The organism is Streptomyces sp. NPDC048664 (assembly GCF_040650555.1).
GTDB lineage: Bacteria > Actinomycetota > Actinomycetes > Streptomycetales > Streptomycetaceae > Streptomyces.
Map to the genome: position 1 here is coordinate 59,099 of NZ_JBEZHK010000036.1, position 16,880 is coordinate 75,978.

Annotated in this window: 17 protein-coding genes; 13 read left to right on the forward strand and 4 right to left on the reverse strand. The window is 73.7% G+C overall.

All coding sequences use genetic code 11. The features are described from left to right. The 8 genes from hypB (at position 1) to AB0C59_RS30075 (ending at position 7,953) form a co-directional block, all read left to right on the forward strand. Positions 1–810, forward strand: a complete 810-nt coding sequence (gene hypB, locus AB0C59_RS30040; protein ID WP_363010135.1) for a hydrogenase nickel incorporation protein HypB — start codon at positions 1–3, stop codon at positions 808–810. Further along, positions 807–3,191: a carbamoyltransferase HypF gene (gene hypF / locus AB0C59_RS30045; protein WP_363010137.1), complete on the forward strand. Its 2,385-nt coding sequence runs from the start codon at positions 807–809 to the stop codon at positions 3,189–3,191. Before hypB ends, hypF begins: the two co-directional genes overlap by 4 nt. Positions 3,192–3,245: 54 nt before the next feature. After that, entirely contained in the window at positions 3,246–3,566 is a 321-nt protein-coding gene (locus tag AB0C59_RS30050) for a HypC/HybG/HupF family hydrogenase formation chaperone (RefSeq protein ID WP_363010139.1), read from the forward strand. Next, a complete protein-coding gene (hypD, locus tag AB0C59_RS30055) occupies positions 3,563–4,717 on the forward strand; it encodes a hydrogenase formation protein HypD (protein WP_363010141.1) in 1,155 nt (384 codons plus the stop codon). The genes AB0C59_RS30050 and hypD overlap by 4 nt, the downstream gene beginning before the upstream one ends. Further along, positions 4,710–5,789: a hydrogenase expression/formation protein HypE gene (hypE, locus tag AB0C59_RS30060; RefSeq protein WP_363010143.1), complete on the forward strand. Its 1,080-nt coding sequence runs from the start codon at positions 4,710–4,712 to the stop codon at positions 5,787–5,789. The genes hypD and hypE overlap by 8 nt, the downstream gene beginning before the upstream one ends. A 41-nt stretch (positions 5,790–5,830) precedes the next feature. After that, complete coding sequence (locus AB0C59_RS30065; RefSeq protein WP_363010145.1) at positions 5,831–6,535, forward strand: class I SAM-dependent methyltransferase; 705 nt, start codon at positions 5,831–5,833, stop codon at positions 6,533–6,535. Between the two features lie 9 nt (positions 6,536–6,544). Continuing rightward, positions 6,545–7,114: a TetR/AcrR family transcriptional regulator gene (locus AB0C59_RS30070; RefSeq protein WP_363010147.1), complete on the forward strand. Its 570-nt coding sequence runs from the start codon at positions 6,545–6,547 to the stop codon at positions 7,112–7,114. 140 nt (positions 7,115–7,254) lie between these two features. Beyond that, positions 7,255–7,953 (forward strand): SDR family oxidoreductase, encoded by a 699-nt coding sequence (locus AB0C59_RS30075; RefSeq protein WP_363010149.1) that lies wholly within the window; start codon positions 7,255–7,257, stop codon positions 7,951–7,953. Here AB0C59_RS30075 and AB0C59_RS30080 read toward each other — a convergent pair. Continuing rightward, positions 7,950–9,134 (reverse strand): AI-2E family transporter, encoded by a 1,185-nt coding sequence (locus AB0C59_RS30080; RefSeq protein ID WP_363010151.1) that lies wholly within the window; start codon positions 9,132–9,134, stop codon positions 7,950–7,952. The two genes, AB0C59_RS30075 and AB0C59_RS30080, sit on opposite strands and share 4 nt — an antisense overlap. A 169-nt stretch (positions 9,135–9,303) precedes the next feature. Here AB0C59_RS30080 and AB0C59_RS30085 point away from each other — a divergent pair, with 169 nt between their 5' ends. After that, entirely contained in the window at positions 9,304–11,028 is a 1,725-nt protein-coding gene (locus tag AB0C59_RS30085) for a GAF domain-containing protein (RefSeq protein WP_363010153.1), read from the forward strand. A gap of 21 nt (positions 11,029–11,049) precedes the next feature. Here the strand turns inward: AB0C59_RS30085 and AB0C59_RS30090 are convergent, their stop codons facing one another. Further along, positions 11,050–11,754 carry a response regulator transcription factor gene (locus tag AB0C59_RS30090; RefSeq protein WP_363010155.1) on the reverse strand — a complete coding sequence of 235 codons (705 nt, stop codon included), beginning with the start codon at positions 11,752–11,754 and terminating at the stop codon, positions 11,050–11,052. A 181-nt stretch (positions 11,755–11,935) separates the two neighbouring features. Between AB0C59_RS30090 and AB0C59_RS30095 the strand changes: the two genes are divergently transcribed. From AB0C59_RS30095 to AB0C59_RS30105, 3 genes are all read left to right on the forward strand, one after another. Beyond that, a complete protein-coding gene (locus tag AB0C59_RS30095) occupies positions 11,936–12,814 on the forward strand; it encodes a universal stress protein (RefSeq protein WP_363010157.1) in 879 nt (292 codons plus the stop codon). A gap of 140 nt (positions 12,815–12,954) precedes the next feature. Beyond that, positions 12,955–13,632, forward strand: a complete 678-nt coding sequence (locus AB0C59_RS30100) for a pyridoxamine 5'-phosphate oxidase family protein (RefSeq protein ID WP_363010159.1) — start codon at positions 12,955–12,957, stop codon at positions 13,630–13,632. Between the two features lie 249 nt (positions 13,633–13,881). After that, the gene (locus AB0C59_RS30105; protein WP_363010161.1) at positions 13,882–14,472 is read left to right on the forward strand and encodes a hypothetical protein; all 591 of its coding nucleotides are present in this window, start codon (positions 13,882–13,884) and stop codon (positions 14,470–14,472) included. 148 nt (positions 14,473–14,620) lie between these two features. On the opposite strand, the gene AB0C59_RS30110 is transcribed toward AB0C59_RS30105, so the two are convergent. Next, the gene (locus tag AB0C59_RS30110; RefSeq protein ID WP_363010163.1) at positions 14,621–15,076 is read right to left on the reverse strand and encodes a cyclic nucleotide-binding domain-containing protein; all 456 of its coding nucleotides are present in this window, start codon (positions 15,074–15,076) and stop codon (positions 14,621–14,623) included. A gap of 374 nt (positions 15,077–15,450) precedes the next feature. Continuing rightward, positions 15,451–16,071, reverse strand: coding sequence for an L-threonylcarbamoyladenylate synthase (locus AB0C59_RS30115; protein WP_363010165.1), 621 nt, complete (start codon positions 16,069–16,071; stop codon positions 15,451–15,453). A 227-nt stretch (positions 16,072–16,298) separates the two neighbouring features. On the opposite strand from AB0C59_RS30115, the gene AB0C59_RS30120 reads away from it, so the two are divergent. Next, on the forward strand, positions 16,299–16,784 hold the full coding sequence (locus tag AB0C59_RS30120; protein WP_363010167.1) for a hypothetical protein: 486 nt from the start codon (positions 16,299–16,301) through the stop codon (positions 16,782–16,784). Positions 16,785–16,880 lie beyond the last annotated feature (96 nt).

Consider the following 16,880-nt stretch of genomic DNA (forward strand, 5'->3'; position numbering starts at 1 on the left):
ATGTGCCGAACGGTGGATCTTGAACAGGCCGTGCTCGCCCGCAACGACCGGACCGCGCACACCCTGCGCGCCGCGCTGTCCGCGCGCGGCACCACGGTCGTCAACCTCCTCTCCAGCCCCGGCAGCGGCAAGACCGCCCTGCTGGAACGCGAACTGGTGCTGGCACGGGAGAGGTCCCTGCCGGTGGCGGCCCTCACCGCCGACCTCGCCACCGAGAACGACGCGGCGCGGCTGGGGCGCTCGGGTGTCCCGGTCAAGCAGGTCCTCACCGACGGACTGTGCCATCTGGAGGCCGGGATGCTCACCCGCCACCTGGACGGATGGCTCCCGGACGGCACCAGGCTGCTGTTCGTGGAGAACGTCGGCAACCTCGTCTGCCCGGCCTCCTACGACCTCGGGGAGACGCTGCGCGTGGTGCTCGCCTCCGTGACCGAGGGAGAGGACAAGCCGCTCAAGTACCCGACCGCGTTCGGCCTCGCCCAGCTCGTGGTCGTCACCAAGACCGACATCGCCGAGGCCGCCGAGTTCGACGAGGCGGCCTTCCGCGCGAACGTCGAGCGGGTCAACCCGGGTGTGGAGGTGCTGCTGACCTCGGCCCGCCGCGAGCGGGGACTCGGCGCCCTGCTCGACCGCGCGCTGGCGGCGGCGGACGGCGTCCCGCCGCACACCCCGGTCATGGCGCGCGTGCCCCACGACCACGGCCACGCCCACAGCCGTGAAGGCGAGCACGCGCACACCCACGACCACCACCACGACCACGACCACGACCACGCGGACGGTACCGGGGTCGTGGCGCACACCCGCTCGTGAGCGGTGCGCCGCCGACCCCCGCCGTCGACACACCCCTGCGCCGGAGGGTCACCGTGCGGGGCGTGGTGCAGGGCGTCGGCTTCCGCCCGTTCGTGCACGCCCTCGCCACCGGCCTCGGCCTGTGCGGACACGTGACCAACACCCCTCAGGGCGTCGTCGTCGAGGTCGAGGGCGTGCCCGGGGCCGTCGCGCGCTTCTGCGACCGCCTCGCGGTGGACGCGCCCCCGCTGGCCCGTGTCGACGCCGTCCACCACCAGGACCTGCCCGCCGCCGGGGACAGCGGGTTCACGATCCTCACCTCCCGCGCCGGGGGCGCCGGGGGCACGCTGATCCCGCCCGACACGGCCACCTGCGACGCGTGCCTGCGGGAGCTGGCCGACCCCGCCGACCGGCGCCACCGCCACCCCTTCGTCAACTGCACGCACTGCGGCCCGCGCTTCACGATCGTCACCGGTCTGCCCTACGACCGGGCGTCCACCACCATGGCCGACTTCCCGATGTGCCCCGACTGCGCCCGGGAGTACGGCGATCCGGCCGACCGGCGGTTCCACGCCCAACCGGTGGCCTGCCCGCGCTGCGGACCGCGGCTGCGCTTGATGGTCCGCCCGGCCGACGGCACCGCGCCGCGGCCCGCGCCGGGCGCCGACCCCCTCGCCGCGGCCCGGGCCCTCCTCGCGGACGGCGCCGTCCTCGCCGTCAAGTCGCTGGGCGGCTACCACCTGGCCTGCGACGCCACCGACACCGGCGCCGTCACCCGGCTGCGGCGCCGCAAGGCCCGTGCGAGCAAGCCCTTCGCCCTGATGGCCCGGAGCCTGGCCGACGTCGAACACCTGGTCACGATCGGGCCCGAGGAGCGCGACCTGCTCGCCGGTACGACACGCCCCGTCGTGCTGCTCCGGCGCCGCACCGACGGAGCGTGTCCGGCCGGGGCGCCCCGCCCGGCCGACGCCGTGGCCCCCGGCAGCCCCGACCTCGGCGTCATGCTGCCCTACACCCCCGTCCACCAGCTCCTGTTCGGGCTCCCCGGCGACCCCGAGAGCCCCCGTCTCCTCGTCATGACCAGCGGCAACGTGTCCGGTGAGCCGATCGTCACCGACGACCGCCAGGCGCTCGAGCGCCTGGCGCACCTGGCCGACGCCTGGCTCCTGCACGACCGGACCGTCCATGTGCCCTGCGACGACTCGGTGGTGCGGGTGTGCGACGGGCAGCCGCTGATCGTCCGCCGCGCCCGCGGCTACGCGCCCCTGCCGCTCACCCTGCCGGCACCGGTGCGCCCGGCGCTCGCGGTCGGCGGGGACCTGAAGAACGTGTTCTGCCTGGGGGAGGGGGACCGGGCCTGGCTGTCCGCGCACATCGGCGACATGGACGACCTCGCCACCCAACAGGCCTTCGAACGGGCCGTGGCGCATCTGGAGTCGGTCACCCCGGTGCGGCCCGCCCTGCTCGCCGCCGACCTGCATCCGGACTACCGCTCGGCCCGCTGGGCGGTCCGCAACGCCCGGGGCAGGACCGTCGTCCGGGTCCAGCACCACCACGCGCACACCGCCGCCGCGATGGCCGAACACGGGCTCGACGGTAGCCGTCCGGTGCTGGGCGTCGCCTTCGACGGCACGGGGTACGGCGCCGACGGCGCCGTGTGGGGAGGGGAGTTCCTGCTCGCCGACTACGCCGGCTTCACCCGGTTCGGGCACCTCGCGTACGCGCCGCTGCCCGGAGGTGACGCGGCGGTGCGCCGGCCCTACCGCTCGGCACTGGCGAGGCTGTGGGCGGCGGGGATCGGCTGGGCGGACGACCTGCCCCCGGTGACCGCCTGCCCGCCCGACGAACTCCGCGTACTGGCGGTGCAGTTGGAGCGCGGCTTCCAGTGCGTGCCCACCTCCAGCATGGGCCGGCTCTTCGACGCCGTGTCCTCCCTGGCGGGCGTGTGCCACCGGGCCGGACACGAGGCGCAGGCCGCCGTCGAACTGGAGGCCGCCGCGCTGCGGGCGCCCGCCGACGACGCCACGGCGTACGCGTTCGCGCTCGAGGAGCCGAGGGCGGCGGGCGGTGCGGTGCGGGCCGAGCCCGCACCCGTCCTCGCGGCCGCCGTCCGCGACGTGCGGGCGGGCGTGGCACCCGAACTGATCGCCGCACGCTTCCACCGGGCCGTCACCGGGCTGGTCCACCGGATCTGCGTACGGGCGCGCGAACGGACGGGCGCGGACACCGTCGCCCTGACCGGCGGGGTCTTTCTCAACGCCCTGCTCTCCCGCGCCTGCGCCGAGGCCCTGCGCGCCGACGGCTTCACCGTGCTGCGCCACCGCCTCGTCCCACCCGGCGACGGCGGACTGGCCCTCGGCCAGCTCATGGTGGCAGCGCGCGCCGCCGAACCCCCCGGCTGACCGACCGGTCCGGCGGCACCGGGCCACGCACCCCACCACAGCGAGGAGAGGCCCATGTGCCTGGCGGTACCCGGCAGAGTGCTGGACATCGAGGAGCGCGACGGCACCCGCATGGCCGCCGTCGACTTCGGCGGCGTGGTCAAGGAGGTGTGCCTGGAGTACCTGCCCGACCTCCAGGTCGGCGAGTACGCCATCGTCCACGTCGGCTTCGCCCTGCAACGCCTGGACGAGGAGTCGGCGCGGCAGACGCTCGAGCTGTTCGAGGAACTCGGCATGCTCCAGGAGGAGTTCGGCGACCCCTGGGCGCAGGCGGCCGCCGAGGCGGGACCGGGCGACGGCGCGGGCCCGTCCGCGCGCGAGGAGGCACGCGGATGAAGTACCTCGAGGAGTTCCAGGACCCGGACCTCGCACGGCGGTTGCTGGACGAGATCCACGCCACCGTGACCAGACCCTGGGCGCTGATGGAGGTCTGCGGCGGGCAGACCCATTCGATCATCCGTCATGGCATCGACCAACTGCTGCCGGATGAGGTCGAGTTGATCCACGGCCCCGGATGCCCGGTGTGCGTGACCCCGCTGGAGGTCATCGACAAGGCACTGGAGATCGCCTCCCGGCCCGAGGTGATCTTCTGCTCGTTCGGCGACATGCTGCGGGTGCCGGGCACCGGACGCGACCTGTTCCAGGTGCGGGGCGAGGGCGGGGACGTGCGCGTCGTGTACTCGCCGCTCGACGCGCTGCGGATCGCCCGGAACAACCCCGGCCGCGAAGTGGTGTTCTTCGGCATCGGCTTCGAGACGACCGCGCCGCCCAATGCCATGACGGTGTACCAGGCCCGCAGGCTCGGCATCCCCAACTTCAGCCTCCTGGTGTCCCATGTGCGGGTGCCACCCGCCATCGAGGCGATCATGAGATCCCCGCGCTGCCGGGTGCAGGGATTCCTGGCCGCGGGCCACGTGTGCAGCGTGATGGGCACGGACGAGTACCCGGAGCTGGCCGAACGCTTCGGCGTGCCGATCGTCGTGACCGGGTTCGAACCGCTGGACATCCTGGAAGGCGTACGCCGCGCCGTGACCCAGCTGGAGCGTGGCGAGCACACCGTGGAGAACGCCTATGCGCGCGCCGTGCGCCCCGAGGGGAACCCGGCGGCCAGGGCCATGCTCCAGGACGTGTTCGAGGTGACCGACCGGGCCTGGCGCGGCATCGGAGTGATCCCGGACAGCGGCTGGCGGCTGTCGGCCGCGTACCGGGACCACGACGCCGAGCACCGCTTCCCGGTCGACGACATCCGGACCAGCGAGCCGGCCGCCTGCCGCAGCGGCGAGGTCCTCCAGGGCCTGCTCAAGCCGCACGAGTGCGAGGTGTTCGGCACCCTGTGCACCCCGCGCACCCCCCTCGGGGCCACGATGGTCTCCAGCGAGGGCGCCTGCGCCGCGTACTACCTCTACCGGCGCCTGGACCTGACCCCGGCGCCGACCCCGACCCCTACCCCCGCACCGGCCCCCCGGGAGGCGAGCCCCGTTGTCTGACACCGTCGACCTGAGCGCACCGGTCGTGGACCCGGCGGCCTGGACCTGCCCGGCCCCGCTGCGCGACCAGTCCCGCATCGTCATGGGCCACGGCGGGGGAGGAGCGCTCTCCGCCGAACTGGTCCAGCACGTCTTCGCGCCCGCCTACGGGTCGGACGCGCTCGCGCAGCTCGGGGACGCCGCCGCGCTCTCGCTGGGCGGCGTCCGACTGGCCTTCTCCACCGACTCCTTCGTCGTACGCCCGCTGTTCTTCCCCGGCGGCAGCATCGGCGACCTCGCCGTCAACGGCACCGTCAACGACCTCGCGATGAGCGGCGCCCGTGCCGCGTACCTGTCCTGCGGGTTCATCCTGGAGGAGGGCGTGGAGACGGCCGAGGTCGCCCGGGTCGCCGACGCGCTCGGCAGGGCCGCGCGGGTCGCGGGCGTCGAGGTGGCCACCGGCGACACCAAGGTGGTGGAGGCCGGCCACGGGGACGGCGTCTTCATCAACACGGCGGGCATCGGGCTCATCCCCGACGGCGTCGACCTGCGCCCGCAGCGGGTGGTCCCCGGCGACGTCGTGATCGTCAGCGGCCCCGTCGGCGCGCACGGGGTGGCCATCATGAGTGTGCGCGAGGGCCTGGAGTTCGGCGTGGAGGTCGAGAGCGACTGCGCGGCCCTCGGCGGCCTCGTGGAGACGATGCTGGCCGTCACCCCGGACCTGCACGTCCTGCGCGATCCCACCCGGGGCGGCCTCGCGGCGGCGCTCAACGAGATCGCCACCGCCTCCGGCTGCGGGGTCGTGCTCACCGAGCGGGCGATCCCGGTCCCCGACGCGGTCGCGAACGCCTGCGCCATCCTCGGCCTGGACCCCCTGTACGTCGCCAACGAGGGCAAGCTGGTGGCGTTCGTGCCGCGCGAGCACGCCGAGGCCGTCCTGGACGCCATGCGGGCCCACCCCCTGGGCAGCGGGTCCACGGTCATCGGCGAGGCGGTGGCGGAGCATCCCGGCATGGTGGTGGCCCGCACCGGCCTGGGCGGCACCCGCGTGGTGGACCTGCCGGTCGGGGAGCAGCTGCCCAGGATCTGCTGAGCGGTCCGGACGCCGAGTCCCAGGGAAGGGGGTCCACGAAGATGGCCGAGGACGGTCGCGCACCGGCCGACGCGCAGCGGCGGCAGTGGCAGGACGCGTACGACGATCACCCCGGCATGTACGGGCTCGATCCGTCCGCCCCCGCCGTGTACGCCGCGCGGCTGTTCCGGTCGTCGGACGCCGAGGAGATCCTGGAACTCGGCGCCGGACAGGGCCGGGACGCCCTGTACTTCGCCCGCGAGGGGTTCACGGTCCGGGCGCTGGACTTCAGCTCCTCGGCCCTGGAGCAGTTGCGTGACAGCGCGCGGGCGCAGGGCATCGGGGCGCGGGTGACCACGACGGTGCACGACGTCCGGGAGCCGCTGCCCCTGCCCGACCACGCCGTGGACGCGGTCTTCGCGCACATGCTGCTGTGCATGGCGCTGCGCACCGGCGAGATCGGCGCGCTCCTGGCCGAGGTGCGGCGGGTGCTGCGCCCCGGCGGCGTCCTCGTCTACACGGTGCGCCACACCGGCGACGCGCACCACGGCGCGGGGCGCGCGCACGGCGACGGCATCTGGGAGCACGGCGGCTTCGCGGTGCACTTCTTCTCCCGCGCCCTGGTCGACGCGCTGGCCGAGGGCTGGCGGCTGGACGAGGTCAGGGACTTCGAGGAGGGAGCGCTTCCACGCCGGCTGTGGCGGGTCACCCAGACCCGCCCGAGAGGCAAAAACCGATCGGTTTTCCCGCGGCCGGAAACGGGCTAGCCTCTGGGTATGACCACGGATGCGAAGAAGGGTTCCCGCGACCGCCTGCTGGAGGCCGCGGCGGCGCTCGCCTACGCCGAGGGCGTGGGGGTGGGGGTCGAGGCGCTGTGCAGGGCGGCCGGCGTCTCCAAGCGCTCGATGTACCAGCTGTTCGAGAGCAAGGACGAGCTGCTGGCCGCGAGCCTGAAGGAGCGCGCCCCCGCCGTCACGGCGCGGTTGCTGCCCGGCGCGGACGACACCGGCTCGCCGCGCGCGCGGATGCTGCACGTCTTCGAGCAGGTGGAGGCGCAGTCGGCGGCGCCCACCTACCGCGGCTGCCCGTTCCTGGCCGTCCAGGTCGAGCTGAAGGACCCGGATCACCCCGCGAGCCGGGTCGCGCGCGCGGCCAAGGGGGAGCTGCTGGACTTCTTCCGGGGTGAGGCCGAGCGCGGAGGGGCGAGCGACCCCGCACTGCTGGCGCGGCAGCTGGTCCTGGTCTTCGACGGGATCAGCGCCCGTGCGGGCGTCGGGGCCGAGACCCCGGACGGCCTGCTCCTGCCGACCGTGACCACCCTCCTCGACGCCGCCGGGGTGCGCTGACGGCCGCCGGCGGCAGCCCGGCGAGTGACGTCCGTCGCCCTTCCCCGAACCGGCTTGCGAGGCGGAAACCGATCGGTTTACCTTGATGAAAACCGATCGGTTTCCGCGTATGCGGTTCCCGGATTTCTGGAGGTACGTTCATGACCGCGATCAAAGGCGCGTCCGTTCTCGTCACCGGCGGCAACCGCGGCATCGGCAAGGCGCTGGTGGAGGAGCTGTACGCGCGAGGGGCGCGCACGGTCTACGCCACCGCCCGCGACGCCCGCACGGTGACCCACCCGGACGCCGTCCCCCTGTCCCTGGAGGTCACCGATCCCGCGTCCGTGGCCGCCGCCGCGGAACGGGCCGGCGACGTCACCATCCTGATCAACAACGCCGGCACCGCGAGCCGCGCCTCCTACCTCGACTCGCCGCTCGAGGACGTGCGCCGGGACCTGGACGTCAACTTCTACGGACCGCTGCTGGTCACCCGGGCCTTCGTACCCGTCCTCGAACGGGCCGGCGGCGGCCACGTCCTCAACGTCCACTCCGTCCTGTCCTGGCTGGCCGACGGCACCCCCTACAGCGCCTCCAAGGCGGCTCTGTGGTCCCAGACCAACTCCCTGCGCCTGAAGCTGCGCCCGCGCGGCATCGCGGTCACGGGACTCCATGTGGCCTACGTCGACACCGACATGACGGCGGGCATCGACGCGCCGAAGTCCACCCCGGGGGACGTCGCGACGGCGGCGCTCGACGGCATCGAGACCGGGGCCCACGAGGTGCTGGTGGACGACAGGACGCGCCGCGTCAGGTCCGCCCTGTCCGGCGAGCTGCGGGACCTGTACGAGCAGCTCGACTAGTGCCCCTCGGAAGCGGCGGGGGCTCGGCGCAGGGACTGGAGCACCGCCCACACCACCGAGACGAACGGCACGGCCACCACCGCGCCGATCACCCCCGCCACGATGCTGCCCGCGATCACGGACAGCGCGACCACGAGCGGATGAAGGCGCACGGCCCAGCTCATCACGAGGGGATGCAGCACGTGCCCCTCCAGTTGGCCGATGACCACGATGAGCAGCAGGACGGCCACGGCGGTCAGGGGGCCGCGCCCGGCGAGCGCGACCACCGTGGCCACCCCCAGCGCGACCGGCGAGCCGACCAGCGGCACGAACGTCGCGAAGAACTCGAGCAGCGTGAGCGGCAGCGCGAGCGGCACCCCCAGCGCGAACAGGGCGATGCCGACGAGCACGGCGTTGGTGGCGGCCACGATGATGATGCCCCGGGTGTACCCGGCGAAGGTGCGCCAGGCCGCGTGCCCCGCCCGGTCCCAGCCGGGGCGGGCGCCGCGCGGCAGCAGCGAGTCCCGGGCCCAGGACCACAGCCGTTCACCGGAATGGATGAAGAAGACCGAGGAGAACAGCGCGAGAGCGGCACCGGTGACCAGCTCCACCGCCCTGCCCAGACCGCTGACCGCGCTGGTGAGCAGGCTGGCGCGGTGGGAGGAGAGATACGAGCCGATCTGGTCCTGGAGATCGGACAGTTTGCGGGGGCTGAGCCGGAAGGGCGGCCGCTCCAGCCAGCGTTCGATCTGCTGGATGCCGCCCCGGAACTCCCCGGCGAGCGTCGCCGACTCGCCCGCCACCGCGTCCCCCACCAGCGCCAGCAGCGAGAACAGCAGCAGCACGCTGCCGACGAGGCAGACCGCCACGCACAGGGGCCGGGGCAGCCACCGGTCCAGCAGGTCCGTGAGCGGGCGCAGCACCGAGGTGATCACCAGGGCCAGGAAGAGCGACACCGCGATCAGCTGGAAGCGGCCCAGCACGGTGAACACCCCGTACACCGCGATCCCGACCAGGACCAGACGCCAGGCGTAGGCGGCGGCGACCCGCAGCCAGGGGACCGTGCGCTCGGCCGCCGTCGGCGTGAGGGCCGGCACCCGCCGGGGAACGCGCACGGAACGCGGCGGCCGGCTGCCCAGCACCGTCGCGCCCGCGCCCCGTTCCCGCCCGGGCCCGCCCGCCGGACCGCCCGCACGTGCCACTTCGTCTCCCGAGTCCGCGCCGTCCGCCGTCCCGCAGCACAGTAAGGGCAAAGCAGACACGGGAGGGCGTGCAACGCGCCCTCTTGAAGAGGCGTCAGCAAGTATCGTGATTCCTCCATGGATGGCGTGGATCCGCACCTTGTCTGCGTGATTCGGTCGGAGGAGAACGATGAGCGGGGAAGGGTCTGAGCGGACGGAGCCGCACCTGCCCAAACTGAGACTGGACGAGCTCCTGGACGAGCTGCAGGCCCGCATCGACGCGGCCCGCGGCGCCCAGGACCGTGTGCACCGGCTCCTGGAGGCCGTGCTCTCGGTCGGCCGGGAGCTCGATCTGCGGCAGGTGCTGCGCAGCATCGTCGAGGCGGCGGTGGTGCTGGTGGACGCCGAGTACGGCGCGCTGGGCGTCATCGGCGACGACCGTATGCTCGCGTCCTTCATCACGGTCGGCATCACCGACGAGCGGCGGGCGGAGATCGGGGCGCTGCCCAGCGGGCACGGCATCCTCGGCGAGCTGATCCGGCACCCGGAGCCGCTGCGGCTGTCCGAGATCTCCGAGCACCCGGCCTCCTACGGCTTCCCCTCCCACCATCCGCCGATGCACTCCTTCCTCGGCGTGCCCATCCGGGTGCGCGACCAGGTCTTCGGCAACCTGTACCTCACCGAGAAGCGCGGCGCGGCGGAGTTCGACGCCGAGGACGAGGCCGTGCTCTCCACGCTGGCGGTGGCGGCGGGTGTCGCCATCGAGAACGCGCGGCTGTTCGAGGAGACCCGGTTGCGCGAGCGCTGGCTGGGGGCGAGCGCCCAGGTCACCAGCGCCCTGCTGTCGGGAGCCCCCAGCTCGGAGGTGCTCGAACTCATCGTGGACCAGGCCCGGCGCATCGTCTCGGCCGACGTCGGGATGATCGCCGAACGGGTGGCGGGGGAGGAGATGCTGCGCCCGGTGCTCGCGGTCGGTCTCGACGCGGAGCGGCGCAGCGGCCTCGTCATGTCCGGGCAGGACGGCTTCGTGGACGCCGCCCTCAGCACGGCGGAGCCCGTGGTCAGCCCCGACATCCAGCAGGATCGGCGCATCGACGCCGGTTCGGCGCTGTGGAGCGGTCTCGGCTCCGTCGTCGGCGTGCCGCTCGTGGCCAGCGGGAAGTCGATCGGGGTGCTGGTGCTGGGCCGCACCGAGGGACGTACCCCCTTCACGGAGACCGACGCCGGCCCCCTGCTCGGCTTCGCGGGGCAGGCGGCGCTCGCGCTCGAACTGGCCGAGCGGCGCCGGGACGCCGAGCAGATCGCCCTGCTCCAGGACCGCGACCGGATCGCCCGCGACCTGCACGACCTCGCCATCCAGCGGCTCTTCGCCGCCGGGATGACCCTCCAGAGCACCCAGCGCTTCGTGGACCACCCCGAGGCGGCCGAGCGCCTGTCGCGGGCCGTGGACGACCTGGACGAGACCATCAAGATCATCCGCTCGACCATCTTCGGGCTGCGCACCCACGGCGAGGGCGCGCGGCGGGAGGGCGGCCTGCGCAAACGGGTCGCCGAGATGGTGGCGGCGTCGGCCGCCGCGCTGGGCTTCTCCCCGTCCCTGCGGGTGGAGGGGCTGGTGGACACCGACGTGCCCGGCGAGGTCGCCGACCAGGTCGTCGCCGTCCTCGGCGAGGCACTGAGCAACACGGCCCGGCACTCCGGCGCGCACCACGTGGACGTACGCCTCCGGCTCGCCGACGCCCGGCTGACCCTGACGGTCGCCGACGACGGCTGCGGGGTGCCCGCGAGCACGGCGCGCAGCGGGCTGCGCAACCTGGAGGAACGGGCCGCCGCCCTCGGCGGCACCCTCACCCTGGGCGAACGCCCCGAGGGCGGCGGCACCCGACTGGTGTGGAGCGTGCCGGTGCGCCCGTGAGGCGGCGGCGCACGCCGCGGCTCACCGGGTGGTGTGCTGCTCCCCGGACCCGGACGTGCCCAGTTGGGAGGCCAGGACGGCGGCCTGCACCCGGCGCTGCACCCCCAGCTTGGCCAGCAGCCGGGAGATGTGGTTCTTGACCGTCTTCTCCGACAGATAGAGCCTGCCGCCGATCTCCCGGTTCGTCAGCCCGTCCCCGATCAGCGCCAGGATGTCGCGCTCCCGCGGCGACAGGCCCGCCAGCTCCGGCGGCAGCTCCGGTTCCCGCTCCGGGTCGGCACGCAGCGAGCGCATCAGCCGCGCCGTGGTGGCGGGATCGAGCATGGACTGCCCCGAGGCGACGGTCCGCACCGCCGAGACCAGGTCGGAGCCCTTGATCTGCTTGAGCACATAGCCCGAGGCGCCCGCCATGATCGCGTCCAGCAGGGCGTCCTCGTCGTCGAACGAGGTCAGCATCAGACAGGCCAGCTCCGGCACCCGGTCGCGCAGGTCGCGGCAGACGGTGATGCCGTCGCCGTCGGGAAGGCGGACGTCCAGGACCGCCACGTGCGGCCGGAGCGCGGGCCCGCGGACGAGCGCGTGCTCGGCGGTGTCCGCGTCGCCGACCACCGTGATGTCGGGCTCGGAGTCCAGCAGATCGGCCAGGCCCCGCCGCACCACCTCGTGATCGTCCAGCAGGAAGACGCGGATCGGGTCCTGCTCGCTGAAGGTACGCGCCTCGGCCATCGGTACCCCTCTCCTCCCGGCGACGTCGCTGCCCCTGTGCCGATCATCGCGCGGCGACGGCCCGCACACCAGGGCCGTACGGGGCCCTCCGCCCCCGCGGGAGTGATCCTGCGGCGGTCCGGGAACAGGAGGACGATAGGACCGGAGCGCGGGGGCGGCCCCCGCGCGGGAGGTGCGCGCCATGGCGCGGTATGTCACCGCGGGCGTCGACGAGTCCGACGAGAGCCTCGCGGCCGCCCACTGGGCCGCTCGCGAGGCCCTGCGCCGAGGAGCCTGGCTGCGCCTGGTGCACGCCGGGGCCTGGCAGGGCGCACCGGCGCCCTCCGCGGCCGAGACCCTGGGGTGGGCGGTCCGCAGCGTCCGCGCCGCGCACCCCGGACTGGAGGTGGCGGACCTGCTGGAGTCCGACTCCCCGGTCACCGCCCTGCTCGCGCGGGAGCCGGACAGCGAGGTGCTGGTGCTCGGGTCCCGGGGACTGGGCCGGGTCGCGGGCTTCGTCCTCGGGTCCGTCTCCCAGCGGGTCATCGCCCGCTCCACCCGTCCCGTGGTGCTGGTCCGCGCGGGGGACGCCTGCGCCGACGAACACCTGCCGGCCCTGGACGGCGTCTCGCCCGACGAGATCCCCGAGACCCCGTACCGCGAGGTCGTCCTCGGTCTCGGCGCGCGGCACCCGGCGCCGGACCTGGTCGAGTTCGCCTTCGAAGCCGCCCGGCGCCGCGACACCGCCCTGCGGGTGGTCCACGCGCTCCCCGGCGCGGCCCACGGCGCCGACGGCCGGGTCGGCCCCGAGGACGCGGAGGAGTCCCCGATCGCGCGGGAGCACCTCGTGGCCGGCTGGCTGCGCCCCTGGTACGACGCCTACCCCTCGGTGGCGGTGACCCTGACCGTCACCGCCGACCACCCGGCCGCGGAACTCGTGCGCGCCGCCTCCCACGCCTCCCTGGTGGTCGTGGGACGCGGAGGGCCCCAGCCGCAGACCCGCCCGGGCCCGCGCATCGGTTCCGTCGCCCACGCCGTACTGCACCACGTCTGCTGCCCGGTCGCCGTCGTCCCCGTCTGAGGGGGTGGTCGAGGACGAGCGCAGCCAGGGCGGTGACGGTAGGGGGCCGATCGGCTCAAGCGGATGCCCCAGGGGTCGGACAAGCTTGATCTGCTGGGTGTCCGCCGCAGGCGTGGCGTGAGGAGAGGATGTGAGGGGCCATGACCGCACGGGAACCGTCGGACACGGCGCAGGAGCACCCCGCGGGCAATCTCGGGCGCCGGATCGCGCTGCGGCGCGAGGAGGTCGGCCTGTCCCGGGAGGAGACGGCGAACCGGGCGGGCATGGCGCCCAGCTACCTCCAGTACCTGGAGGAGCAGCCCACGGCGGCTCCCGGCGTCAGCACGCTCCTGAGGCTGGCGGGCGCGCTGGAGACCACGGTGCTCGAACTCACCGGCGGCGACGTGGACCTCCCGCCGGGGCTCGGCCAGGCCGGGGGGCACCCGACCTTCGCCGAACTGACCACCCGGGAGTGCCACGACCTGCTGTCCACCCACGGGGTCGGCCGCCTCGCGGTGCAGACGTCCCACGGCCCGGCGATCATCCCCCTGAACTACGCCGTCGTCGGCGGCTCCGTCGTCTTCAGGACCGCCCCCGACACGGTCCCCTCGCAGGCTGCGGGCAGCCAGGTGGCCTTCGAGGTGGACCGGATCGACGCCGCCTACAGCCAGGGCTGGAGCGTTCTGGTGCGCGGGAGCGCGCGCACCGTCACCGACCGCGACGAGGTGCGGCGGCTCCAGGAGGAGGCGTACAGCACGCCGTGGGCGGGCGGACAGCGCGACCTGTGGATCCGCATCGACCCGGAGAGCATCACAGGGCGGCGGATCATCATCGCTTAGCGTGAGTTTTTCGCCTGCTCTTCTCTTGGCCGTGCTCCGACATAACTGCCGTCACCTGGTCTTTCGTCGCGCCGTGCGACCGTCGGGGAGGCCGTCGGACACAGAGTGGTACCGCTCGGCCCATGCCGACCTCCGTCCGATGGCCCACTCTGAAGATGTCGTGCTCTGAAAGTGTCGTGAGCGAGGCGTCGTGAACGACCCCGACGCAGGAAGGTCACAGCCCGCAGGACGTGCAGGAGGTGGCGGCCCATGGCGATACGACGCCGTGCGACGGGGGCGAGGGTGTGGCTGTGGCGGTGGCGGCGCAATCCGCTGCTCCGCCGCAGCGACCGGCTGGAGGCGTGGATCGTGCTCGCGACCTGGGTCTTCGTGGCCCTGGCCGGGGTGATCGCGGGACGCACGGCCGCCACGGCGGTCGCGCAGGAACTGACCGCGCGGCGCGTCGCCACGCCCGAGGTGCGGGCGGTGCTCACCGAGAGCACCCCGGGGGCGCCGCACGCGACGCCGGACTACAGCGACGGGGCCGTGTGGGCGAGGGCGAGCTGGGAGGCCGCCGGGAGCACGCACACCGGTCTGGTGCGGACCGGGCCGGGACTGAGCGCCGGTACGTCGGTGACCGTGTGGACGGACCCCTCGGGGGCCCTCGCCACCAGGCCCGCCACCCCGCACCAGATAGGGATGCAGTCGCTGCTCGTCGGCTCGCTGGTCGGGCTCGGCGCCGGGGGAGGGATGCTGCTCTGCGGCCTGGTGGCCCGGGGCCGCCTGGAGGCCAGATGCCTGCAGGCGTGGGACCGGGAGTGGGAGTCGGTCGGCCCCCGGTGGCGCAGGACGATCGGCTGACGGCGCGCCCCGAAGGGGCGCGGGGAACCGCGCGGCCGGCCACGACGACGTCGCGGACGCACGACGGGCGCGGAAAGGACCCCTCAGGGCCTCAGGGCTCCGCACGCCCTCCCGCGCCCGACCACGGGCCTCACCGGCGGCCCGGCTGTCACCGCTCGCCACTGCCGTAGGGGCCGTACAGGTCGAGCAGCCGGGTGCGGGCCGCGTTGAGCCGGTGGGCGAGCACCCTGCCGACCCAGACCGCGATGGCACGGCCGAACTCGGCGTCCTCGCCGCACATCGCCAGCACGCTCGACGCGTCGAACTCGTAGGCGCGCACCGGAGTCGTCGCCTCGGCGCCCAGCTGCCACACATGGGGAGTGAAGTGCCAGGACCAGCCGACCAGTTCGCCATGCCCCAGCGCGTCGATGACGGCGGCCCTGCGGCCGGGCACATGCAGGTCGAGGGACACGGTCCCGGTCCGCACGATCCAGAACGTGTCGGCGTGCCGCCCCTCCTCGAACAGCCGGGTCCCCTCCTCGAAGGAGACCTCGCGGGCGATCTTCATCAGCCGTTCGCGGTACTCGGCGGGGAGAGCCGCGGACATGGTGGTGACTGAGGTCATCGCTCCTCGTCCTTTCCTGCCGGTGGCCGCACCGAGGGCCGGCTCTCCCGCGCGGACGCCGTGGCACTCTGCTCACAGAGTGGGCGCCCCACCGCGTGCGCGACACGGGCCGCCCGGTCCCGGGACCGGCCGTTCGGCCCATGGCACGGGGCGCGGGGGGTGTCCCGCGCCGCGAGAGGTGGACCGATACGGCGGGAAGGGCTCCATCCGGTTCTCCCGGATCCTGATTGCGCGGTGCACGGTCGTGGCCGGCCGCTTCTCCGCGTCTGTCCTCGGGACCCTTCCCGTCACCTTTCAGCACACCACGTCGGCGCCGGAACCGCCAGAGCTGCCCGACGCCCCGTGCACGGGGCGTCGGGCAGCTCCGGGTGACCTCACTCGAAGCGGGAGGTGTCGCCCGCGCCCTTGCGCACGATCTCGGGCTCGCCGCCGGAGAAGTCGATCACCGTGGTCGGCTCGGTGCCGCAGTCGCCGGAGTCGACCACCGCGTCCACGACATGGTCGAGCCGCTCCTTGATCTCCCAGCCCTGCGTCAGCGGCTCCTCCTCGCCCGGCAGCAGCAGCGTGCTGGACAGCAGCGGCTCGCCGAGCTCCTCCAGCAGGGCCTGGGTCACCGCATGGTCCGGGATGCGGACACCGACGGTCTTCTTCTTCGGGTGCAGGAGCCTGCGAGGCACCTCGCGCGTGGCGGGGAGGATGAACGTGTAGCTGCCGGGTGTCGATGCCTTGACGGCCCGGAACACGTCGTTGTCCACATGCACGAACTGGCCCAGCTGTGCGAAGTCCCGGCACACCAGGGTGAAGTGGTGGCGGTCGTCGAGCTGGCGGATGGCCCGGATACGGTCGATGCCGTCCCGGCTGCCCAGACGACACCCGAGCGCGAAACAGGAGTCCGTGGGATAGGCGACGAGCGCACCGTCCCGGATGGCGTCGGCCACCTGGGCGATCGTGCGAGGCTGCGGGTTGTCCGGGTGAACGTCGAAGTACTTTGCCATTCACCGAGTCTCGATCACATGAGCGTCCGCTGTCCACGGCGGTCGCACGGGCGGGTGACGCCGTCCGGCCCGATGACGACACGGACCCGGTTCAGGCCACAGGGCGGCATTCGGCCGTGTCTCACGGAACACCCGCCTCTGCGTGCCCACCGCCCTACAGTCGGTCACGCGACACCAGTGGCCCTGCGGTCCCGCGACTGCGGGCATCTGACGAAAGGGTGCACCGGATGATCCACGACGTGAACGACCTGGGCCGCGTCGGCCGACTGCTCCACGAGGTCCTCGAACTGCTGGAGGGCGAGCAGACACGCCTGGAGAAGCTGCACGGAGCGGTGTCGTACCAGGACTACAGCGCGGGCAGTCCCATGCAGACGCTGTTCGGCATCCGTGAGCTGTGCGGCGGTGTCCGCGACGCGCTCAAGTACGTCGCCCTCGCGCTCGGCCACCACTCCCTGGGCCTGGAGGAGCGCGCCGCCCACGCGGTGAGGATGGCGCGCATGAGCCCGGTGGGCCTCCCCTCCGGTGCGGACCGCATGGAACGGCCGCTCGGCGAGGCCACGGTCCGGGCACTGGAGAAGGTGCGCGAACTCGACGGCTTCCTCCCCGGGAACTTCGGGCTCGCGGTGGAGGTGGCGCTGGCCGCCCCGCAGGCGACGTATCCGCCGGACGACTGGACGACCTACCGGGAGCAGCGCCTCAACAGCCCGGAATGACCTGACCGGGACGGCCGAGGGCGGCCGGGCTCAGGCCCGCCCGCGCGAGCTTCGCGTCGTCGGGGGTGACGGTGACCTGGAGGTCCCGTACGCCGT